Annotated in this window: 14 protein-coding genes and 1 other annotated feature (1 of these 15 running past the window's edge); all 14 genes read left to right on the forward strand. The window is 30.2% G+C overall.

From position 1 onward, the window contains the following. Positions 1 to 137 (forward strand) — a binding site (T-box leader) (it extends 42 nt beyond the left edge of the window). Between the two features lie 80 nt (positions 138 to 217). The 14 genes from alaS to ftsZ all read left to right on the forward strand — a co-directional run bounded on the left by alaS (position 218) and on the right by ftsZ (position 17703). After that, a complete protein-coding gene (alaS, locus tag D2A34_RS07550) occupies positions 218 to 2857 on the forward strand; it encodes an alanine--tRNA ligase (RefSeq protein WP_119366223.1) in 2640 nt (879 codons plus the stop codon). A 159-nt stretch (positions 2858 to 3016) separates the two neighbouring features. Next, positions 3017 to 3274, forward strand: a complete 258-nt coding sequence (locus D2A34_RS07555; RefSeq protein ID WP_008424959.1) for an IreB family regulatory phosphoprotein — start codon at positions 3017 to 3019, stop codon at positions 3272 to 3274. Between the two features lie 109 nt (positions 3275 to 3383). Next, complete coding sequence (gene ruvX / locus D2A34_RS07560; RefSeq protein ID WP_079439894.1) at positions 3384 to 3797, forward strand: Holliday junction resolvase RuvX; 414 nt, start codon at positions 3384 to 3386, stop codon at positions 3795 to 3797. A 141-nt stretch (positions 3798 to 3938) separates the two neighbouring features. Continuing rightward, complete coding sequence (locus tag D2A34_RS07565) at positions 3939 to 4217, forward strand: DUF1292 domain-containing protein (protein ID WP_079439893.1); 279 nt, start codon at positions 3939 to 3941, stop codon at positions 4215 to 4217. Between the two features lie 93 nt (positions 4218 to 4310). Further along, entirely contained in the window at positions 4311 to 4775 is a 465-nt protein-coding gene (locus tag D2A34_RS07570; protein ID WP_079439892.1) for a Fur family transcriptional regulator, read from the forward strand. A 202-nt stretch (positions 4776 to 4977) separates the two neighbouring features. Continuing rightward, positions 4978 to 6645, forward strand: coding sequence for a ribonuclease J (locus D2A34_RS07575; protein WP_079439891.1), 1668 nt, complete (start codon positions 4978 to 4980; stop codon positions 6643 to 6645). Between the two features lie 370 nt (positions 6646 to 7015). Further along, positions 7016 to 8842 carry a translational GTPase TypA gene (typA, locus tag D2A34_RS07580; RefSeq protein ID WP_079439890.1) on the forward strand — a complete coding sequence of 609 codons (1827 nt, stop codon included), beginning with the start codon at positions 7016 to 7018 and terminating at the stop codon, positions 8840 to 8842. Between the two features lie 100 nt (positions 8843 to 8942). Next, positions 8943 to 9968 carry an endolytic transglycosylase MltG gene (mltG, locus tag D2A34_RS07585; RefSeq protein ID WP_119366224.1) on the forward strand — a complete coding sequence of 342 codons (1026 nt, stop codon included), beginning with the start codon at positions 8943 to 8945 and terminating at the stop codon, positions 9966 to 9968. A 17-nt stretch (positions 9969 to 9985) separates the two neighbouring features. Next, a complete protein-coding gene (locus D2A34_RS07590; protein ID WP_079439888.1) occupies positions 9986 to 10630 on the forward strand; it encodes an O-methyltransferase in 645 nt (214 codons plus the stop codon). Between the two features lie 6 nt (positions 10631 to 10636). Beyond that, entirely contained in the window at positions 10637 to 11854 is a 1218-nt protein-coding gene (locus tag D2A34_RS07595; RefSeq protein WP_119366225.1) for a peptidase U32 family protein, read from the forward strand. Positions 11855 to 12533: 679 nt separating this feature from the next. Next, positions 12534 to 14153 carry a penicillin-binding transpeptidase domain-containing protein gene (locus D2A34_RS07600; RefSeq protein WP_119366226.1) on the forward strand — a complete coding sequence of 540 codons (1620 nt, stop codon included), beginning with the start codon at positions 12534 to 12536 and terminating at the stop codon, positions 14151 to 14153. A 130-nt stretch (positions 14154 to 14283) separates the two neighbouring features. Then, positions 14284 to 14982: an RNA polymerase sporulation sigma factor SigK gene (gene sigK / locus D2A34_RS07605; protein WP_079439886.1), complete on the forward strand. Its 699-nt coding sequence runs from the start codon at positions 14284 to 14286 to the stop codon at positions 14980 to 14982. Positions 14983 to 15304: 322 nt separating this feature from the next. Continuing rightward, entirely contained in the window at positions 15305 to 16555 is a 1251-nt protein-coding gene (locus tag D2A34_RS07610; RefSeq protein WP_119366227.1) for a cell division FtsA domain-containing protein, read from the forward strand. Positions 16556 to 16569: 14 nt separating this feature from the next. Next, the gene (ftsZ, locus tag D2A34_RS07615) at positions 16570 to 17703 is read left to right on the forward strand and encodes a cell division protein FtsZ (protein WP_119366228.1); all 1134 of its coding nucleotides are present in this window, start codon (positions 16570 to 16572) and stop codon (positions 17701 to 17703) included. Positions 17704 to 18017 lie beyond the last annotated feature (314 nt).

An 18017-nucleotide genomic window follows, 5' to 3' on the forward strand; every position in this document is an offset into this window, starting at 1 on the left:
TTAGAGAAAAAGTGGTTGGTGAAAACTTTATGGCTGTATATCTTGAAGCTGCCTAGGAGCTTATTGATTACTAAGTGGTGTATGAAATTCGTACGCAATTAGGGTGGTACCGCGGAATTTAAGCTTTCGTCCCTATTTCTAGGGGAGAGCTTTTTTGTGTTTGGTAAAAAATAGAATATAATTTAAAATACATAAATAATACGTGGAGGAATAAAAAATGAAGATAACGAAGACTAATGATTTAAGAGAAGCATATTTGAAATTTTTTGAAAGTAAAGACCATTTGAGATTAGATAGTTTTTCTTTGGTTCCAAAGAATGATAAGAGTTTATTATTAATAAACGCTGGAATGGCACCATTGAAGCCTTATTTTACAGGGTTACAAGAGCCGCCAAAAAAGAGAATCACAACTTGTCAAAAATGTATTAGAACAGGTGATATTGAAAATGTAGGTATTACAAGCAGACATGGTACGTTTTTCGAAATGCTAGGAAATTTCTCTTTTGCAGATTATTTTAAGAAAGAAATAATTCCATGGGCATGGGAATTCATCACAGAAGTTTTAGAGCTTCCAAAAGAAAAATTATATGTGACAATATACTTAGATGATGATGAAGCATATGAATATTGGACTACTTTAACAGATGTTGATAAAACACATATTTTTAGATTAGGTAAAGAAGATAATTTCTGGGAACATGGAGCTGGACCTTGCGGACCTTGTACAGAAATTCATTTTAATAGATCAAATGAAATTCCAACTAATTCAGATGAATTCGTTAAATTAGCTGATGAAGATAAGATTATAGAGTTTTGGAATCTTGTGTTCACTCAATTTGATGGAGATGGAAAAGGTAACTATGAGAAACTTGCAAATACTAATATAGATACAGGAATGGGACTTGAGAGACTTGCAGTAATAATGCAAGGGAAAAATAGTATATTTGAAATAGATACTTTAGAAAATATATTAAATGAAGTTGCAGGTTTAGCAAATGTTAAATATGGCGAAAATCAAAAGACAGATATTTCTTTAAGATTAATAACTGACCATATAAGATCTATAACTTTCATGATTTCAGATGATGTTATGCCATCTAATGAAGGAAGAGGATATGTATTAAGAAGACTTCTTAGAAGAGCAGCAAGACATGGAAAGACATTAGGGATTAAAGAAGCTTTCTTATGTAACCTATGTGAAACTGTTATAAGAGATTCAAGTGAAGCATATCCAGAATTAAGTGATAAAAAAGAATACATCAAGAAAGTAATCAAAATTGAAGAAGATAAATTTAGAGAAACTTTAGATTCAGGAACTGAAATATTAAATGGATTTATAAGCGAATTAAAAGAAAACAATGAAAAAGTACTTAGTGGTGCAGATGGATTTAAATTATATGATACTTTTGGATTCCCTATGGAATTAACAAAGGAAATTTTAGAAGATGAAGATTTATCTTTAGATGAAGATGCTTTTAATGAAGAAATGAAAATCCAAAGAGAAAGAGCTAGAAGTGCAAGAAAAACTTCTAATTATATGGGAGCTGATGTTGGAACTTTAGATAATATACCAGCAGATGTTGAAACTACATTCGATGGATATGATAATGATATATTAGATGCTGAAGTTAAAGTTTTAATTGAAGGTGAAGACTTTACTGATACAATAACTGAAGGAAATAGCGCTATAATTGTTACAGATGTTACTCCTCTATATGCTGAAATGGGTGGTCAAATAGGAGATAAAGGTACAATATACAATGACAGCTTTAAAGCTAATGTTCTTGATACAAAGAAGAATATTGGTGGTAAGATAGTTCATTTTGTTGAAGTTTTATCAGGGGAACTTAAAGTAGGAGATAAAGTAACTATAGAAGTAGATAAAGCTAGACGTGAAGATATTAAGAAAAATCATACTGCAACGCATCTATTAGATAGAGCACTAGTTAAAGTTCTTGGTTCTCATGTTCATCAAGCTGGATCACTTGTAACTAATGATAGACTTAGATTTGACTTCTCTCACTTTGAAGCAATGACAGAAGATGAAATTAGAAAAGTTGAAGAGTTAGTTAACGAAGCAATAACAAGTGTAACACCAGTTGTAACAGAAATTATGGATCTTCAAGAAGCAAAGAATAGTGGTGCAATAGGTATATTTGACGATAAATATGCTGATAAGGTTAGAGTTGTAGGTGCAGGAGAATATTCAAAAGAATTATGTGGTGGAACTCATATAGATAACACAGGAAAAATAGGGTTGTTTAAAATATTATCAGAAAGCGGTATTGCAGCAGGAACTAGAAGAATAGAAGCTGTAATAGGAAAAGAAGCATATAAGTTTGTAAATGAGAAAAAAGATTTATTAAAAGAAGTTTCAAGTAAACTAAAATGTTCAGAAAAAGAATTGTTAACAAAACTTGAACAACAAGTTAAGGAACTAAAGGAAAAAGAAAAAGAAATAACAGCATTAAAATCTAAATTTGCATCAATGGGTATAGATGACATAATATCATGTTCAAGAAGTGTAAAAGGGATTAATGTAATCGCATATGAATTGAAAGATGTTGATAGCGATACATTGAGAGATGTATGTGAAAAAGTAAGAGATAAGAGCGAAAATAGCATAGTACTTCTTATGAGTGCAAATGCTGGAAAAGTTATTATATGTGCAATGGCTGATAAAGATGCAGTAGCAAAAGGAGCTCATTGTGGAAAATTAATAAAAGAAATTTCTGCTATCCTTGGTGGAGGCGGAGGCGGAAGACCAGATATGGCTCAAGCCGGTGGAAAGCAACCAGAAAAAATACAAGAAGCAATTGAAGCATCTTATAAAATAGTGGAAACTTTAGCAAAGTAGTATACTTTTTATAAATTATAGGTTATAATCAAAATATAGATTAATGAATAAAATTTAAATATAAAGTTAATAATAAATATAAATGTATATATTTATGTGGATATAATTTCCTTATAACATGATTAAGGGGGTGGAGTTGCTTTTTGAAGCAACAGTTTTATGAGTAATAATATTGAACATACAATGCAATTTGATTTAAGTAAGAATAAAGAAGCTCTTACAAAGACAATTTTAACAGAGGTTTATAATTCATTACAGGAAAAAGGATATAATCCTATAAATCAATTAGTTGGATATTTGATTTCTGGAGACCCTACTTACATCACTAATTACAACGGAGCAAGAGCTTTAGTAAGAAAACTCGAAAGAGATGACATACTAGAAGAGGTTATAAAATCTTATTTAGAGATAAAGTAGAGAGTGCCCGTTTATGCGGGCACTCTTAATTTTAGGTGTATGAAATAATATAATAAGTCTATAATTCTGACTTATTATATTTTAAATATACTGTGAGAGGTGCTAGAATTTGAGAATACTTGGATTAGATGTAGGTAGTAAGACTATAGGAGTTGCGGTAAGTGATCCGTTAGGGTTCACGGCTCAAGGATTGACTACAATTAGAAGAACTAATAAAAACAAAGATATAGAAGAAATAAAAAAGTTTTGTGATGATTATGATGTTAAAACCATAGTAGTCGGATTACCGAAAAATATGAATGGAACAATAGGGCCATCAGGGGAAATTATTATGTCCTTTGGTAAATTGATAGAGGAAGAACTTAAGGTAGAAATTAAGTTTTGGGATGAGCGTTTAACAACAGTAGCAGCACATAAAGCAATGCTTGAAGCGGATTTGTCAAGAAGTAAGAGAAAAAAGATAGTAGATAAAGTGGCGTCAACTTATATCCTGCAAGGATATTTAGATATGATTTCAAGGTAGCCTACAATTGATTTGATTACAATTGTGCATAATAAAATAGCTTAAGAGTAATTTATACTTAATATAAAAAAATGAAATAGTATAGGTTGAGTTTGTTATGCTTAGAAATATAAAAAATTAAAGATAGAAAGGGATATAGTTATGGATAAAGATGCAAAATATGTATATATACCAGATCAAGACGGAAACGACGTTAAATTCGAGGTTATTATATACTTTGAAATAGAAAAGTTAAAAGGACAATATATCATTGCAACACCTGCGTTTGAAGAAACTGATGAAGCATATGCTTTCAAGATATTTAAAGATGAAGATGGTAGTGAGATATTTATAGCTTTAGAAGATGAAGATGAAGAGTTCGAAATGGTATTAGAAACTTATGAAACTCTCATGGATGAAGATGGAATTAGTGAAGAATAAGACTACTTATTTAACAGATTGTTAATTTTAAATTTACACAAATAAGAGTGAATTTTCTTAGTGTAATGAAATATGAAATGTGAGGTGTTATGAATGGATGTATCAAATTTGATTGATATGAATGCCTTGAAAGAAGATTTGAAAAAGAAGGGTTATAAATTAACGCCACAAAGAAGATCCATAGTTGATACAATTATAGATAATGAAGGTCAACATTTAACAGCAGAAGAAATATATGATAAAGTAAAAATAAGTTGTCCTGAAATTGGGCTGGCAACTGTATATAGAACTATTCTTTTGTTAGAAGAGCTCGGAGTTATATCTAGATTAGATTTAAATGATGGTTGTAGTAGATATGAGATAGTGCATTCTAACGAAACTCATAGACATCACCATCTGATTTGTAATAATTGCCATAAGGTTTTAGAGGTTCAAGATGATTTATTAGAGGAACTAGAGTCGGGAATTGAAAAGCAATACAAGTTTAAAATACTTGACCACAGTGTAAAATTTTATGGAATATGTGATGAATGTCAAAAAAAACAACATGATGAATAAAAGGAGTTTTCTGGGTATTTGAGAGCAAATTATAATAAAATATTTATGCAAAATTTGTTTTAGATTTAACAAAAGTATTTTTTTATATGGTAAGAGTATAAGAAATACTAATTAAAAATGAAACTAAATAAATTGCATGCTTTTAAACGTTTGGAAAAAGAACCTTTGTTTATATATTAATATAGGAAGAAGGAGGGGAAGCATGAAAAATGAGAGAGCTAAGATAAAGATTATTCCTCTTGGTGGTATAAACGAGATTGGGAAAAATATAACAGCTATTGAATATAAGGAAGATATTATTGTAATAGACTGTGGATTAAAATTTCCTGATGATGATATGTTTGGAATAGATATAGTAATACCAGATGTTTCATATCTCATGAAAAATGCAGAAAAGATCAAAGGAATATTTTTAACTCATGGACATGAGGACCATATAGGGGCATTGCCATATGTGTTGAGGCAGTTGAATGTTCCTGTATATGGTACAAAACTTACTCTTGGTATAGTTGAAACAAAACTGAAAGAACACGGTCTGTTAGCTTCAACAGAACTAATAAGAGTAAAGCCAAAAGATATAATTAAACTAGATAGCGTTTCTGTGGAATTCATAAAAACAAACCACTCAATTGCAGATTCAGTTGCAATCGCGATTCATACTCCACTTGGAGTTGTACTTCATACGGGGGATTTTAAAATTGATTATACTCCTATTGATGGGGAGATGATGGATTTTGGAAGATTGGCTGAATTAGGAAGAAAAGGTGTATTAGTAATGATGGCTGATTCAACTAATGTTGAACGACCAGGATATACTATGACAGAAAAAATTGTTGGAGAGGCTTTCTTGCGTTTATTTGGTAAAGCAAAAGGTAGATTAATAGTTGCAACTTTTGCATCTAATGTTCATAGAATCCAACAAATAATTACAGCTGCAGAAGCTTATGAGAAGAAAGTAGCGGTATCAGGAAGAAGTATGGAGAATATTGTTCAAGTAGCGATAGAACTTGGATATCTTACAGTTGGAAAAGACGTACTTATTCCAGTAGATCAGATTTCAAAATATCCTAATGAAAAAATTGTGGTAATAACGACTGGTAGTCAGGGAGAACCGATGTCTGCACTTGCAAGAATGGCAGCGTCAGAACATAGAAAAATAAATGTTGTTCCAGGAGATACAGTTATTATTTCAGCAACACCAATTCCAGGGAATGAGAAATTTGTTTCAAAGGTAATAAATCAATTATTTAAGAAGGGTGCTCAAGTAATATATGATTCAATAGAAAAGATTCATGTATCGGGGCATGCTTGTCAAGAAGAATTAAAACTAATGCAAGCGTTAGTTAAACCGAGATTCTTTATACCAGTTCATGGTGAATATAGGCATCTGAAGAAACACGGTGAGTTAGCAATGGAAGTTGGTCTACCAGAGAAGAATTTATTAATACCTGAAAATGGAGATGTAATTGAAGTTGCAAGAAACCAAATTAAAAAAACTGGTACTGTTGTTTCCGGACAGGTATTTGTTGACGGTCTTGGAGTTGGAGATGTTGGAAATATAGTTCTAAGAGATAGAAAGCATCTTTCACAAGACGGAATTTTAACAATTGTAGTGACAATAGAAAAACAAACTGGCAGAGTTGTATCTGGGCCAGATATAATTTCAAGGGGATTTGTATATGTAAGAGAATCAGAGGGTCTTATGGATGAAGCTAGAGTGATAGTTAAATCTGTATTAAGAAACTGTGAAGAAAGACAAATTACTGATTGGGCTACATTGAAGTCAAAAATGAGAGATGAGTTAAGAGAATATCTCTATGAAAAAACTAAGAGAAAACCTATGATACTACCAATAATTATGGAATTTTAGGATGCTTGTGAAATAAATGATTTAAGATATAAATTGTTTATATTAACAGGATCTATAATGAATTAGTTTATTATTACTTGTAATAGGGTTGACTTTTTTTGAAGAAAAGAGTAGAATTTAAACTAGTTGTGTAGGAAATTGGATACTTTAAGTATCCAATTTTCTTTTGGAAAAAAACAGTTATAGGTTTACATCAACACAATAAGTAGTTTAAATGAACTTGTTTATTAATAATATAATTTTGTATAATAGTTAATTAAAAAATTACGTACAATATATATATGAACTTCGACCTAGTTAAATGAATACTATAAATAAACTAATAGAAAAGAAAAAAAATGCAGTTTGATTACTGTTTGGAGGAATAAGAATGGAATTAAATAAAAGAGAAGATATAAGAAATATTGCTATAATAGCCCACGTTGACCATGGTAAGACAACTCTAGTAGATGCACTTCTTAGACAAAGTCACACATTTAGAGCAAATGAAAAACTAGAAGAAAGAGTAATGGATTCTAATGACTTAGAAAAAGAAAGAGGAATTACAATTCTTTCAAAGAATACTGCAGTAATTTACAATGACATAAAAATAAACATAGTAGATACACCAGGACATGCTGACTTCGGTGGAGAAGTTGAACGTGTACTTAAGATGGTTGACTCAGTATTACTTGTTGTTGATTCTTATGAAGGACCAATGCCACAAACTAAATTCGTTTTAAAGAAATCATTAGAACTAGGACTTAGACCAATAGTTATAATTAACAAAATAGATAAACCAAATGCTAGACCAACTGATGTTATTGATGAAGTATTTGACCTGTTTGTAGAACTTGGAGCTAATGACGAACAATTAGACTTCCAAATTATTTATGCATCAGCTAGAGAAGGCTTTGCAAAATATAATGTAGATGATACAAATTCTGATATGACTCCTATATTTGATACGATATTAAAATATGTTGCACCACCAGAAGGATATATAGATGAACCACTTCAAATGTTAGTAAGTACATTAGATTCAAATGCGTTTGTTGGTAAAATTGCAATTGGTAAGATACATAGAGGTACAGTAAAGAGAAATCAAACTGTTACTTTATTAAAGAACGATGGATCAAATGCTAATTACAAAATAACTAGTATATTTACATACAAAGGATTAAAAAGAGAAGAAGCAGAAGAAGCTTCAATGGGAGATATAGTTGCAGTAAGTGGTGTCGTTGATGCTAACATAGGTGATACTATAGCGGATTCTTCATCACCAGAAGCATTACCATTTTTAGAAATAGATGAACCAACATTAAACATGAACTTCATGGTTAATGATTCACCATTTGCAGGTCAAGAAGGTGATTTTGTAACATCAAGACATTTAAGAGATAGATTAATGAGAGAACTTGAAACAAATGTAAGTTTAAGAGTAAACGAACTTACTCCAGATTGTTTTGAAGTTTCAGGAAGAGGAGAACTTCATCTTTCAGTTCTTATTGAAACAATGAGAAGAGAAGGATATGAATTCCAAGTTTCAAAAGCAAATGTTATATTTAGAGACGTAAATGGCCACAAGGAAGAACCAATTGAGTACTTAACAATTGACGTTCCAGAAGAATTTATGGGACCAGTTATGGAAAAGTTAGGACCTAGAAAAGCTGAAATGGTTAATATGACATCTGCAGTAAATGGATACACAAGATTAGAATTCACAATCCCAGCTAGAGGTCTTATTGGATTCAGAAGTGAATTAATGACTGATACAAAGGGTAATGGAATTATGAATCACGTATTCCATTCATATGAAAAATTCAAAGGTGAAATTCCAGGAAGAAGCAGAGGATCAATAGTTTCATTTGAAGCAGGAGATTCAATAGCATATGGATTATATAGTGCTCAAGAAAGAGGTCAATTATTCATAGGTGCTGGTGTTCCAGTATATGGTGGTATGATTGTTGGGGTTTCTGCAAGAGCAGAGGATCTTGAAATTAATGTATGTAAAATGAAGAAGCTTACTAATACAAGATCATCAGGTGCTGACGATGCATTAAAATTAACTCCACCAGTTGAAATGTCTCTTGAACAATGTTTAGAATTTATAAATGCTGATGAATTAGTAGAAGTTACACCAAAAAATATAAGAATGAGAAAAAGAATTTTAGATAGTGCTGAAAGAAGAAGAATGATTAGCAGAAGTAAAAAATAATTTTGCTGAAAACACTTTAAATATTGAATAAAATAAATATAATTAAAGTAAATGGTCTTTATTTGGCTGTTTACTTTTAATTATATCTAGGAGAAAGTTTATGAATAAATATAAGCCTTTTAGAAAACTAATGTTACTGTTTATATTTTTTTTATTCTCAATATCGGTGCTATTTGTAATATTTTATAATAAAGTTATAGAAAATCCACTTAAATCTAATGAAAGTAAAATTATTATTGAAATAAATCAAGGTGAAGGATTTTACGAAGTTTTAAATGACCTAGATAAAGCTAACAAATTAAATAATAAGTTTCTTATTAAATTAAATTTAGCTATTGATAAAAGGAATATAGAATTAGTGGAAGGTATATACGAAATAGATACTAATACAACATTAGAAAATTTGATAAATTCATTGGAAAATAAAGCCGGAGATATGGATTTGGTAAAGCTAACTATACCAGAAGGGTATTCAGTTGAAGATATCGCTAAAACTGTAGAAGAAAAAGGCATTTGTACAAAAGAGGAATTTTTAAAGGCAGTTAATAATTATGAATTACCTAGCTACATAAAGGCTGATAAGAAAAAAAGATATAATTTTGAAGGATTTTTATACCCGGATACATATTTAATTGAAAAAAGTTCTGATGCGGACACTATAATCAAACTTATGATTGATAGATTTGAAGATGTTTTAAACCGAGTAAAAGATGAAAATAAGATTGATATTAAAAATGAAGATATAGAAAAGATAGTGACAGTAGCATCAATAATCGAAAAAGAGGCTAGAATTCCTAAAGACAGACCTTTAATTTCATCAGTCATTTATAATAGACTGGAAAAGAACATGAAACTTCAAATAGATGCTGCAGTAATCTATGCATTGGGATATCATGTAGATGTTGTATTGAACAAGCATTTAGAAATAGATTCACCTTATAATATATATAAATATAATGGACTGCCGATTGGGCCTATATCAAATCCGGGAATAGAATGCATAAAGGCAGCATTAATACCTGAAAAGACAGACTATTTATATTATATACTGCAGGTAGATGGATCACATTACTTTACTAATAACTATGATGAATTTTTAAAGAAGAAAAAAGAGTTAGGATATTAGAATCGTGGAGGAAATTTATGAGTGAAATTACATATGACTATATGGAGGAATATATTAGAGGATTAATCCCTGATAGAAATGGTATTTTAAAAGAGATAGAGGATTTTGCAAGAGAAAACCATGTACCTATTGTTCAAAAAGAAACTGGAGTTTTTCTTGAATTTATGACTAGTATGAAAAAGCCTAAAAGAATATTAGAACTTGGAACAGCAATAGGATTTTCTTCTATATTGATGTATCAATCTTCAGGAACAGAGCCAGAAATAATTACAATAGAACGTGATAAGAATATGATAGAATTGGCAAATTCTAATTTGGAAAAGTTCGAATTAAGTCATAAAATAAAAATTGAAGAGGGAGATTGCCTAGAAGTTTTAGAAAGATTAGAGGAACCTTTTGATTTGATTTTTATGGATGCAGGTAAAGGCCATTATAATCATTTTTTACCTCATTGTTTAAGATTATTAAAAAATGATGGTATAATAATAGCTGATAATGTATTATTTAGAGGGATGGTAGCATCTCAAGAATTAGTAAAAAGAAGAAAAATAACAATAGTAAAAAGAATGAGGACTTATTTGGAATTAGTTACTCAAGATGAAAACTTAATTACGTCTGTCATACCTATGGGAGATGGAATTGCAGTTACTAAGAGGAGGTAAATTTAAATGATAAGACCAGAAATTTTAGCACCAGCAGGAAATCTAGACAAACTAAAAATAGCAATAGATTTTGGGGCTGATGCTGTATACCTTGGAGGAAGCAAATTAAACTTAAGAGCATTTGCTGATAATTTTACAAATGAGCAATTAAAAGAAGGTGTACAATATGCTCATGATAGAGATAGAAAAGTTTATGTAACAATGAACGTTTTTCCTCACAATGAGGATTTAACTGGCGTTGAAGATTATATAAAAGAATTGTATGATACAGGTGTTGATGCAATAATAGCATCAGATCCAGCAATAATTGCAACAGCTAGAGAAGTTGCGCCAAATTTAGAAATTCATTTAAGCACTCAAGCTAATAATGTTAACTGGAGAGCGGCTAAATTTTGGTACGATCAAGGTGTTAAGAGAATAGTAATGGCTAGAGAGCTTAGCTTAACTGAGATAAAAACAATGAGAGACAATTTACCTGAAGAATGTGAAATTGAAGCATTCGTTCATGGCTCAATGTGTATAAGTTACTCAGGAAGATGCTTGATCTCAAATTATATGGTTGGAAGAGATGCTAATAGAGGTGCTTGTGCACAGGCATGTAGGTTTAAATATCATTTAGTTGAAGAGAAAAGACCGAATGAGTTTTACCCTGTATATGAAGATGAAAAGGGAACATACATAATGAACTCAAAAGATTTATGTATGATTGAACATATAGATGATGTGATTAAAGCAGGAGTATATTCTCTTAAAATTGAAGGACGAATGAAAAGCGTATACTATGTTGCGGCTGTAGTAAAATCATATAGGCAGGCAGTAGATGCATATATGAAAGATCCTGATAATTATAAATTTGATCCGAAATGGATGGAAAATTTATTCAAAGTTAGTCATAGGCAATACCATACAGGTTTTTACTATGGGCAAACTGCTGAACAGGTTTATGAAGATTCAGCTTATATTAGAAATGCAGATATAATCGGAATAGTAAGAGAATACGATGAAGAAACTAAAATTGCGACTATTGAGCAAAAAAACAAAGTATTAAATGGAGATACAGTAGAAATATTAAGACCAGAAGGAGATAATTTTGAAATTGTTCTCCACGATATGACAGAAGAAAATGGAACTCCAATTGAATCGGCACCTAGAGCAAAAATGCTGTATAAAGTTAGAGTTGATATTCCTCTAAAGGTTAAAGATTTAATAGTTAAAGATAAATAGCACCTAACTTAGAATTATGCATATAACCAACCGAAAGAGAAGGTACTCTGTTTCTCGGTTGCTAGAAAACATAACTGTGGGGAAGTGAAACTCGACTCACTCTGTCCGCTGAGTAAGTTCGAGTAGCCAAATATAAAATTTGGACTCTCACTTATCAGTAAAAGTTGCACCAGTCCTGCTTGTTCCTTAGGCGAGCTAATGACAAGCAGAACTGGAACAACTTTTACTGAAGAAATACCTACAGCTATCTTTTCAATGCAACACTGCGAAAAAGAGTACCTTCTCTTTCTGGCATGGAAAATATTTCAAAGCATAAATCAAATTCATACTTTGTATATGTAGATTTCCTGATTGGATGTTTGATTTATTAGATGAACATATTTACAAATTTGCTAAAACTTTAAGTTGATATCTTCACTAGAAATTATAAACATTTTTGTGGAGAAAACATTTGAAAATGAGCTGTTAAAGGTTCTTAGTTGTAGGTTGTTCCACTTTAGCTTGTCAAACTGAAAGTTGGAGCATGCTAAAGTGGATGCAACCTGCAACTTAGAACCTTCAGCGATATTTTCATAGTTTTTCGGAATAAAAATGTTTATAATTTCGGTAAGTTACAACATAATGCTAAGCTAAGTTGAATAAAACACCTCCTTTAAGGCTAGAATTTAAGCGTAGGGAGGTGTTTTATATTTTTACTGAAAAATTTTATAGAGATAAAAGGTTAGTGCAAGTTTTATCTTTATTTATTACTATTATAGTGATTTTAACAACACGTTTGTATTTATTACAAATATATCCGTCTGAAAGAGTCTTAGGCTCCTATCAGAACCATCAAGAAGAAAATATAAGTGACATGAATTATATGATTCTAGATACAAATGGAAAAGATTTGATGAAATATGATAAAAAATATGTACTAGTAATTGATACAAGACCATTCAGTTTGAATAATTATGAAGAAACACTAGAAGACTTAATGGCTTTAAATTTTATTATGAAGTCTGAAAATCCTGATTTTAATTATACGGATATAATGAAGCAAAGTGGAAAAATATATTTTAATATTTCTGAAGATACATATAATAAAATAAATAATTTGAAAAATATAAAAGGAATATATACTTATATTGCAGATAAAATTGACACTAAAAAGGCATGGAGTGTTAGCAGTATGTTATCAAAAATATTAGATGAAGGTAATGAAGAAGGATCACTCCAAAGTCAATTGTACGGTTATTTAAAGGATAATGAAAAACCTAAAAGTGAATTTTATTTGGATAATAGGGCAGTATATGCAAAACAATCAGTAAGTGTAAGCGATAGTAATAGAAATTTAAAATTAACAATAGATAGTGATATGGAGAATAAAGTAAGAGAAATTTTGGGTAACGAACAGTATTCATATTTGGGGAATATAGGTGTGAGTATAATGGAAAGCGACACAGGTAGAATCAGAGCTATGGTTCAAAAAGATGAAAGTGCTGCTAATATAAATCTAGGAATTCAGCAAATAGGATACGAGCCAGGATCTATTTATAAAATAATAACTCTTGGATCAGCCTTAGATATGGGGTTAATAAATATCAATGATACTTTTATAGGATCTGGGAAAATAGATAAAAAGGTATATGGTAAATTAACAGTGGAAGAAGCATTTGAGAAATCCTGTAATGATATATTTGCGGAAATAGGATCTAAAGTCGGATATGAAAAACTAATGGAGTATTCAAAATCATTAGGTTTATATGATAGAGTTTTAAATTTAAATAGTGGAATAGTAAATGAAGCTAAGGGAGTAAAACCTAGTGAAGAGTTAGGGATAAACAATATATCTATAGGACAATGTATGAATGTAACGCCAGTACAGATGTTGGGAGCAATAAATGCTATAACTAATAACGGAGTGTATGAAAAACCATATATAGTTGAAGGCATATTAGATAAGGACGATAACGCTGTAAAGGAATTTAAAACTGATCAGAAAAGAATATATAGTCAGACAACTGCTAAATTAATTAAAAATGCTATGAGGCAAGTGGTTATAAAGGGCACGGGTATAAAGGCATATGTTGGTGACCTGGATATAGGAGGTAAAACTGGTACTTCAACTGGCAGCGATGGTCAGACACATGGTTGGTTTGCGGGATTCTTTAGTGTAGGTGATAAGAATTATACAATGGTAGTATTCACTCCAGATATACCATCTTTAAATGGAACTGACAACGAAGACTTAGGCGGAGGAGATACAGCGGCACCAATATTTAAAGATATAGTTAAAAAATTAAATATGAGAGATTGATAGGCAATAATTTAATATAAATGACTTTTATGATGAGTTTATAAGTATGCGAAAAAAAATAAAGAAGTATAAGCAACTTTTATTAAATATAAACATATTATAATATCAAGCACTGCTATGGAGGAAAAAGGTGTTTATATTAAATAGCTTTATAGATTTGTTTCTAAATTCGTTTCTATTGACAGGATATGTGACAAACAGTAACACATTCCCTCTACCATTAGATGAAAGCGAAGAACAAATGTATTTGAAAAAATTTAAAGAAGGAGATAAGGCAGCAAAAAGTATCCTTATTGAAAGAAACCTAAGATTAGTTGCTCATATAGTAAAAAAATATTCATTTCCTAATAAGGATGTAGATGAACTAATATCCATTGGTACAGTTGGGTTAATAAAAGCTATCGATTCGTTTGATTCTAGTAAAGGTACTAGACTTGCTACTTATGCATCAAGATGTATTGAAAATGAAATTCTAATGCTCTTTAGAAATAATAAAAAGCAAAAAAGTGAAATTTATCTTCAAGATCCAATTGGAGTTGATAAAGAGGGTAATGAATTTTGTTTAATGGATATATTAAGCAGTGAAAAAGATTGCGTTTTAGAAAAGGTTGAGAGTAATTTACAAGTTAAAGCTTTATATAAAAAATTGATAGAATCATTAACTAAGAGAGAGAGTGCTATTTTGATAATGAGATATGGGCTGATAGATGGAAAGTGTAAGACGCAGCGTGAAATTGCAGTAAATTTAGGTATTTCCCGTTCGTATGTATCAAGAATAGAAAAGAAAGCATTGAAAAAATTAAAGAAGGAGTTATTTACAAGAAATTAATAAACATTCATTATATCAAGAATTTTTTTATATAATAAAAAAGTAATTTTTGAGAAGTGATAGTGATAAAGATAGAAATATTTTATTCATATAAAGAAATATTGACATACTTAGACGAAGGGTGCTATTTTTAATATAGCACCCTGTTTTTATGGAAGAGTATTAGTGATACTATGTCTTGAGAGAGCAATAGAAGAAATAAATAGGGAATAATAAGCAAAAAATCAAAAAAACTACATAAATAAAAGAGGAATTTTAGTAAATATGTTGAATATATTGCAATTAGTAGATTCTTTCTACTAAAGAAGGGAAAGGCTTAATTATGCAGCAAGATATAATTACATCCATAGACTTTGGCAGTAAGAAATTCTCTGCAACTATAGCAGTGAGAGGAAAAGAAAATTTAGATATTTTAGCAGTTAAATCTTGTAAATCAATAGGTATAGAAAAAGGAATGCTGATAGATAGTGAAAAATGTAAAGCCCATGTTTTAAATTTATTAAGTGAATTAGAGATAAAGACAGGTAAGAACGTTAAAGGAATAGCAATTGGAATATCTTCAAATAAAGTAAGAATAACAGAGACAACAGTTATTGTTGAATTAGATGAGGATAAGGTAAAGAGCCATGATATAATAAAAGCATTAAAAAAGGCTCAAAATAGTATTACTATAAGTAATGATGAATCTATAGTAGATATTTTAATAAATTTTTATATACTAGATGGCAAGGTGATACATAAAGATATACTTAATTGGAAAGCGAAAAGACTGGAGATTAACCTCACTTTAGTAATTGCAGAAAAAAAAGAGATTCAAAAATACTATGAAATTTTTAAGGATACCAAATATAATATAGATTCTATTAAGCTAAATATATTAGCTGGTAAACAAATATTTTTAAGTGAAAAAAATTCTATGGAGTATATTGCGCTAGTAGATATTGGTGCTGGAATTACTGAAATAGCAGTGTTTAATAATGGAATCCCTAAAAGTGTAAGTAGTATACCAGTAGGAGGAAATAATATTACCAATGATCTGGCTATTTGTGGAGAATTTTCTTTTTTAGAAGCCGATAATATAAAAAAAATTTATTCGAGTAATTACAAATCTTTGTATATAGATGATTCTCTTCCGGATGAAACTGAAATAGGAACTATTAAAGTATCCAGAAAATTGTTTTATGAAGTAGTAAATGCGAGGATAGAAGAAATATTAAGTCATATTAATATGAAATTAAAAAATACTGGTCATTATGATAGAATTTGTAGTATAATTCTATATGGGGATGGTATAAACTATTTTGAAGATATAGGCGAAATTATTCGTAAAATTTTTAAGATAAAAACCCAAGTTGTAAGAAAAAAAGATTTAGGAATAAAAAATCCAGAAAATATAACTTCTCTAGCTATAGCCAAGGAAGTATATGATAGATTAAATTTATTAGAGGATGCTATCATAGTTCCAACTAATAAAAGTAATGATAAAATTAATGAAAAAGAATGTTTACACAATATTGAAGTTGAAAATCATATTTTAAAAAAAATTAAAGTTTTTTTTGGTAAGATTTTTTAAGGGGAGGAATTGTTTTGTTAGATTTTGAGACAGATATGCAAGAATTAACCAATATTAAGGTAATTGGTTGTGGTGGCGGTGGAAGCAATGCCGTAAATAGAATGATCGTTGAAGGATTAAAAAATGTTGAATTTATTGCAATAAATACAGATAAGCAAGCATTAATGCTTTCTAATGCAAATCAAAAAATTCAAATAGGGGAAAAGTTAACAAAAGGTTTAGGAGCTGGAGCAAATCCTGAAATAGGGAAGAAAGCTGCTGAAGAAAGTAGAGAGGAAATAACAGCATCAATTAAAGGTGCAAATATGGTGTTTATTACTGCTGGAATGGGCGGAGGAACAGGTACTGGTGCGGCTCCAATTGTTGCCGAAATAGCTAAATCTATGGATATACTAACTGTTGGAGTAGTAACTAAACCATTTCCATTTGAGGGAAAAAGAAGAATGAGACACGCTGAAATGGGAATAGCAACATTAAAAGAAAAAGTTGATACATTAGTAATTATTCCTAATGAAAGATTACTAAACATGGCAGATAAGAAAACAACATTGCTGGACTCGTTTAAACTAGCTGATGAAGTTTTAAGACAAGGTGTTCAAGCAATTTCTGACTTAATTACAATAACAGGGGTAATTAATGCTGACTTTGCTGATATAAAAGCAGTAATGCTTAATAAGGGATTAGCTCATATGGGCGTTGGATTTGGTAAAGGTGATAACAGAACTCAAGATGCAGTTAAGCAAGCGATATCTTCTCCTCTTTTAGAGACATCAATAGATGGAGCAACAGATGTTATTATAAACTTTACTGGTGGTGCGGACCTTGGTGCTTTAGAAGTATATGATGCTGCAGATGTTGTTCGTGAAGCAGTTGACCCAGATGCAAATATAATTGTTGGAGCAGTAATTGATGAGACACTTACTGAAGAAATAAGAATTACAGTTATTGCGACAGGATTTGAAAGTGAAAATAATAGAATAGGAATGAATCAAATTATAGAAGAGCCTAAAAAGGTTCAAGCACAAGAACCAATAAAGAGAGAACCAGAAGTTGCTGTTGATGTAAAAGAACCAGAAATAAGCTCTAATAGTTATGAAGCTGATGATTTGGATATTCCAGTTTTCTTGAGAAGACAAAAAAGACATTAACATATAGATATTATTGTATTGTCTTAAAATAGTAAATTTAAATAGAATGAAATTTTGTTTTAGATACTAGAAATTTGCAAAAAAAGTTTCTTAAATATTATTTAAGTATAAATGATTGTATTTATTGTGCAATTATGTTACTTAAGTTTATTACAGAAGCTATAAGTAAATTTTTAGACTATTCAAAGTTACATTCTATTTTTTTGCGTCTAAATCATAAACAAATAAATAAATAAATAAATAAAAGAGCGTAATGAATATTTAGTTCAAGTTTCTGGTGATTTATGTAATATAGAAGAATATATTTTAAGTCA

It is taken from the genome of Clostridium chromiireducens (genome assembly GCF_003575225.1).
Classification (GTDB): Bacteria; Bacillota; Clostridia; order Clostridiales; family Clostridiaceae; genus Clostridium; species Clostridium chromiireducens.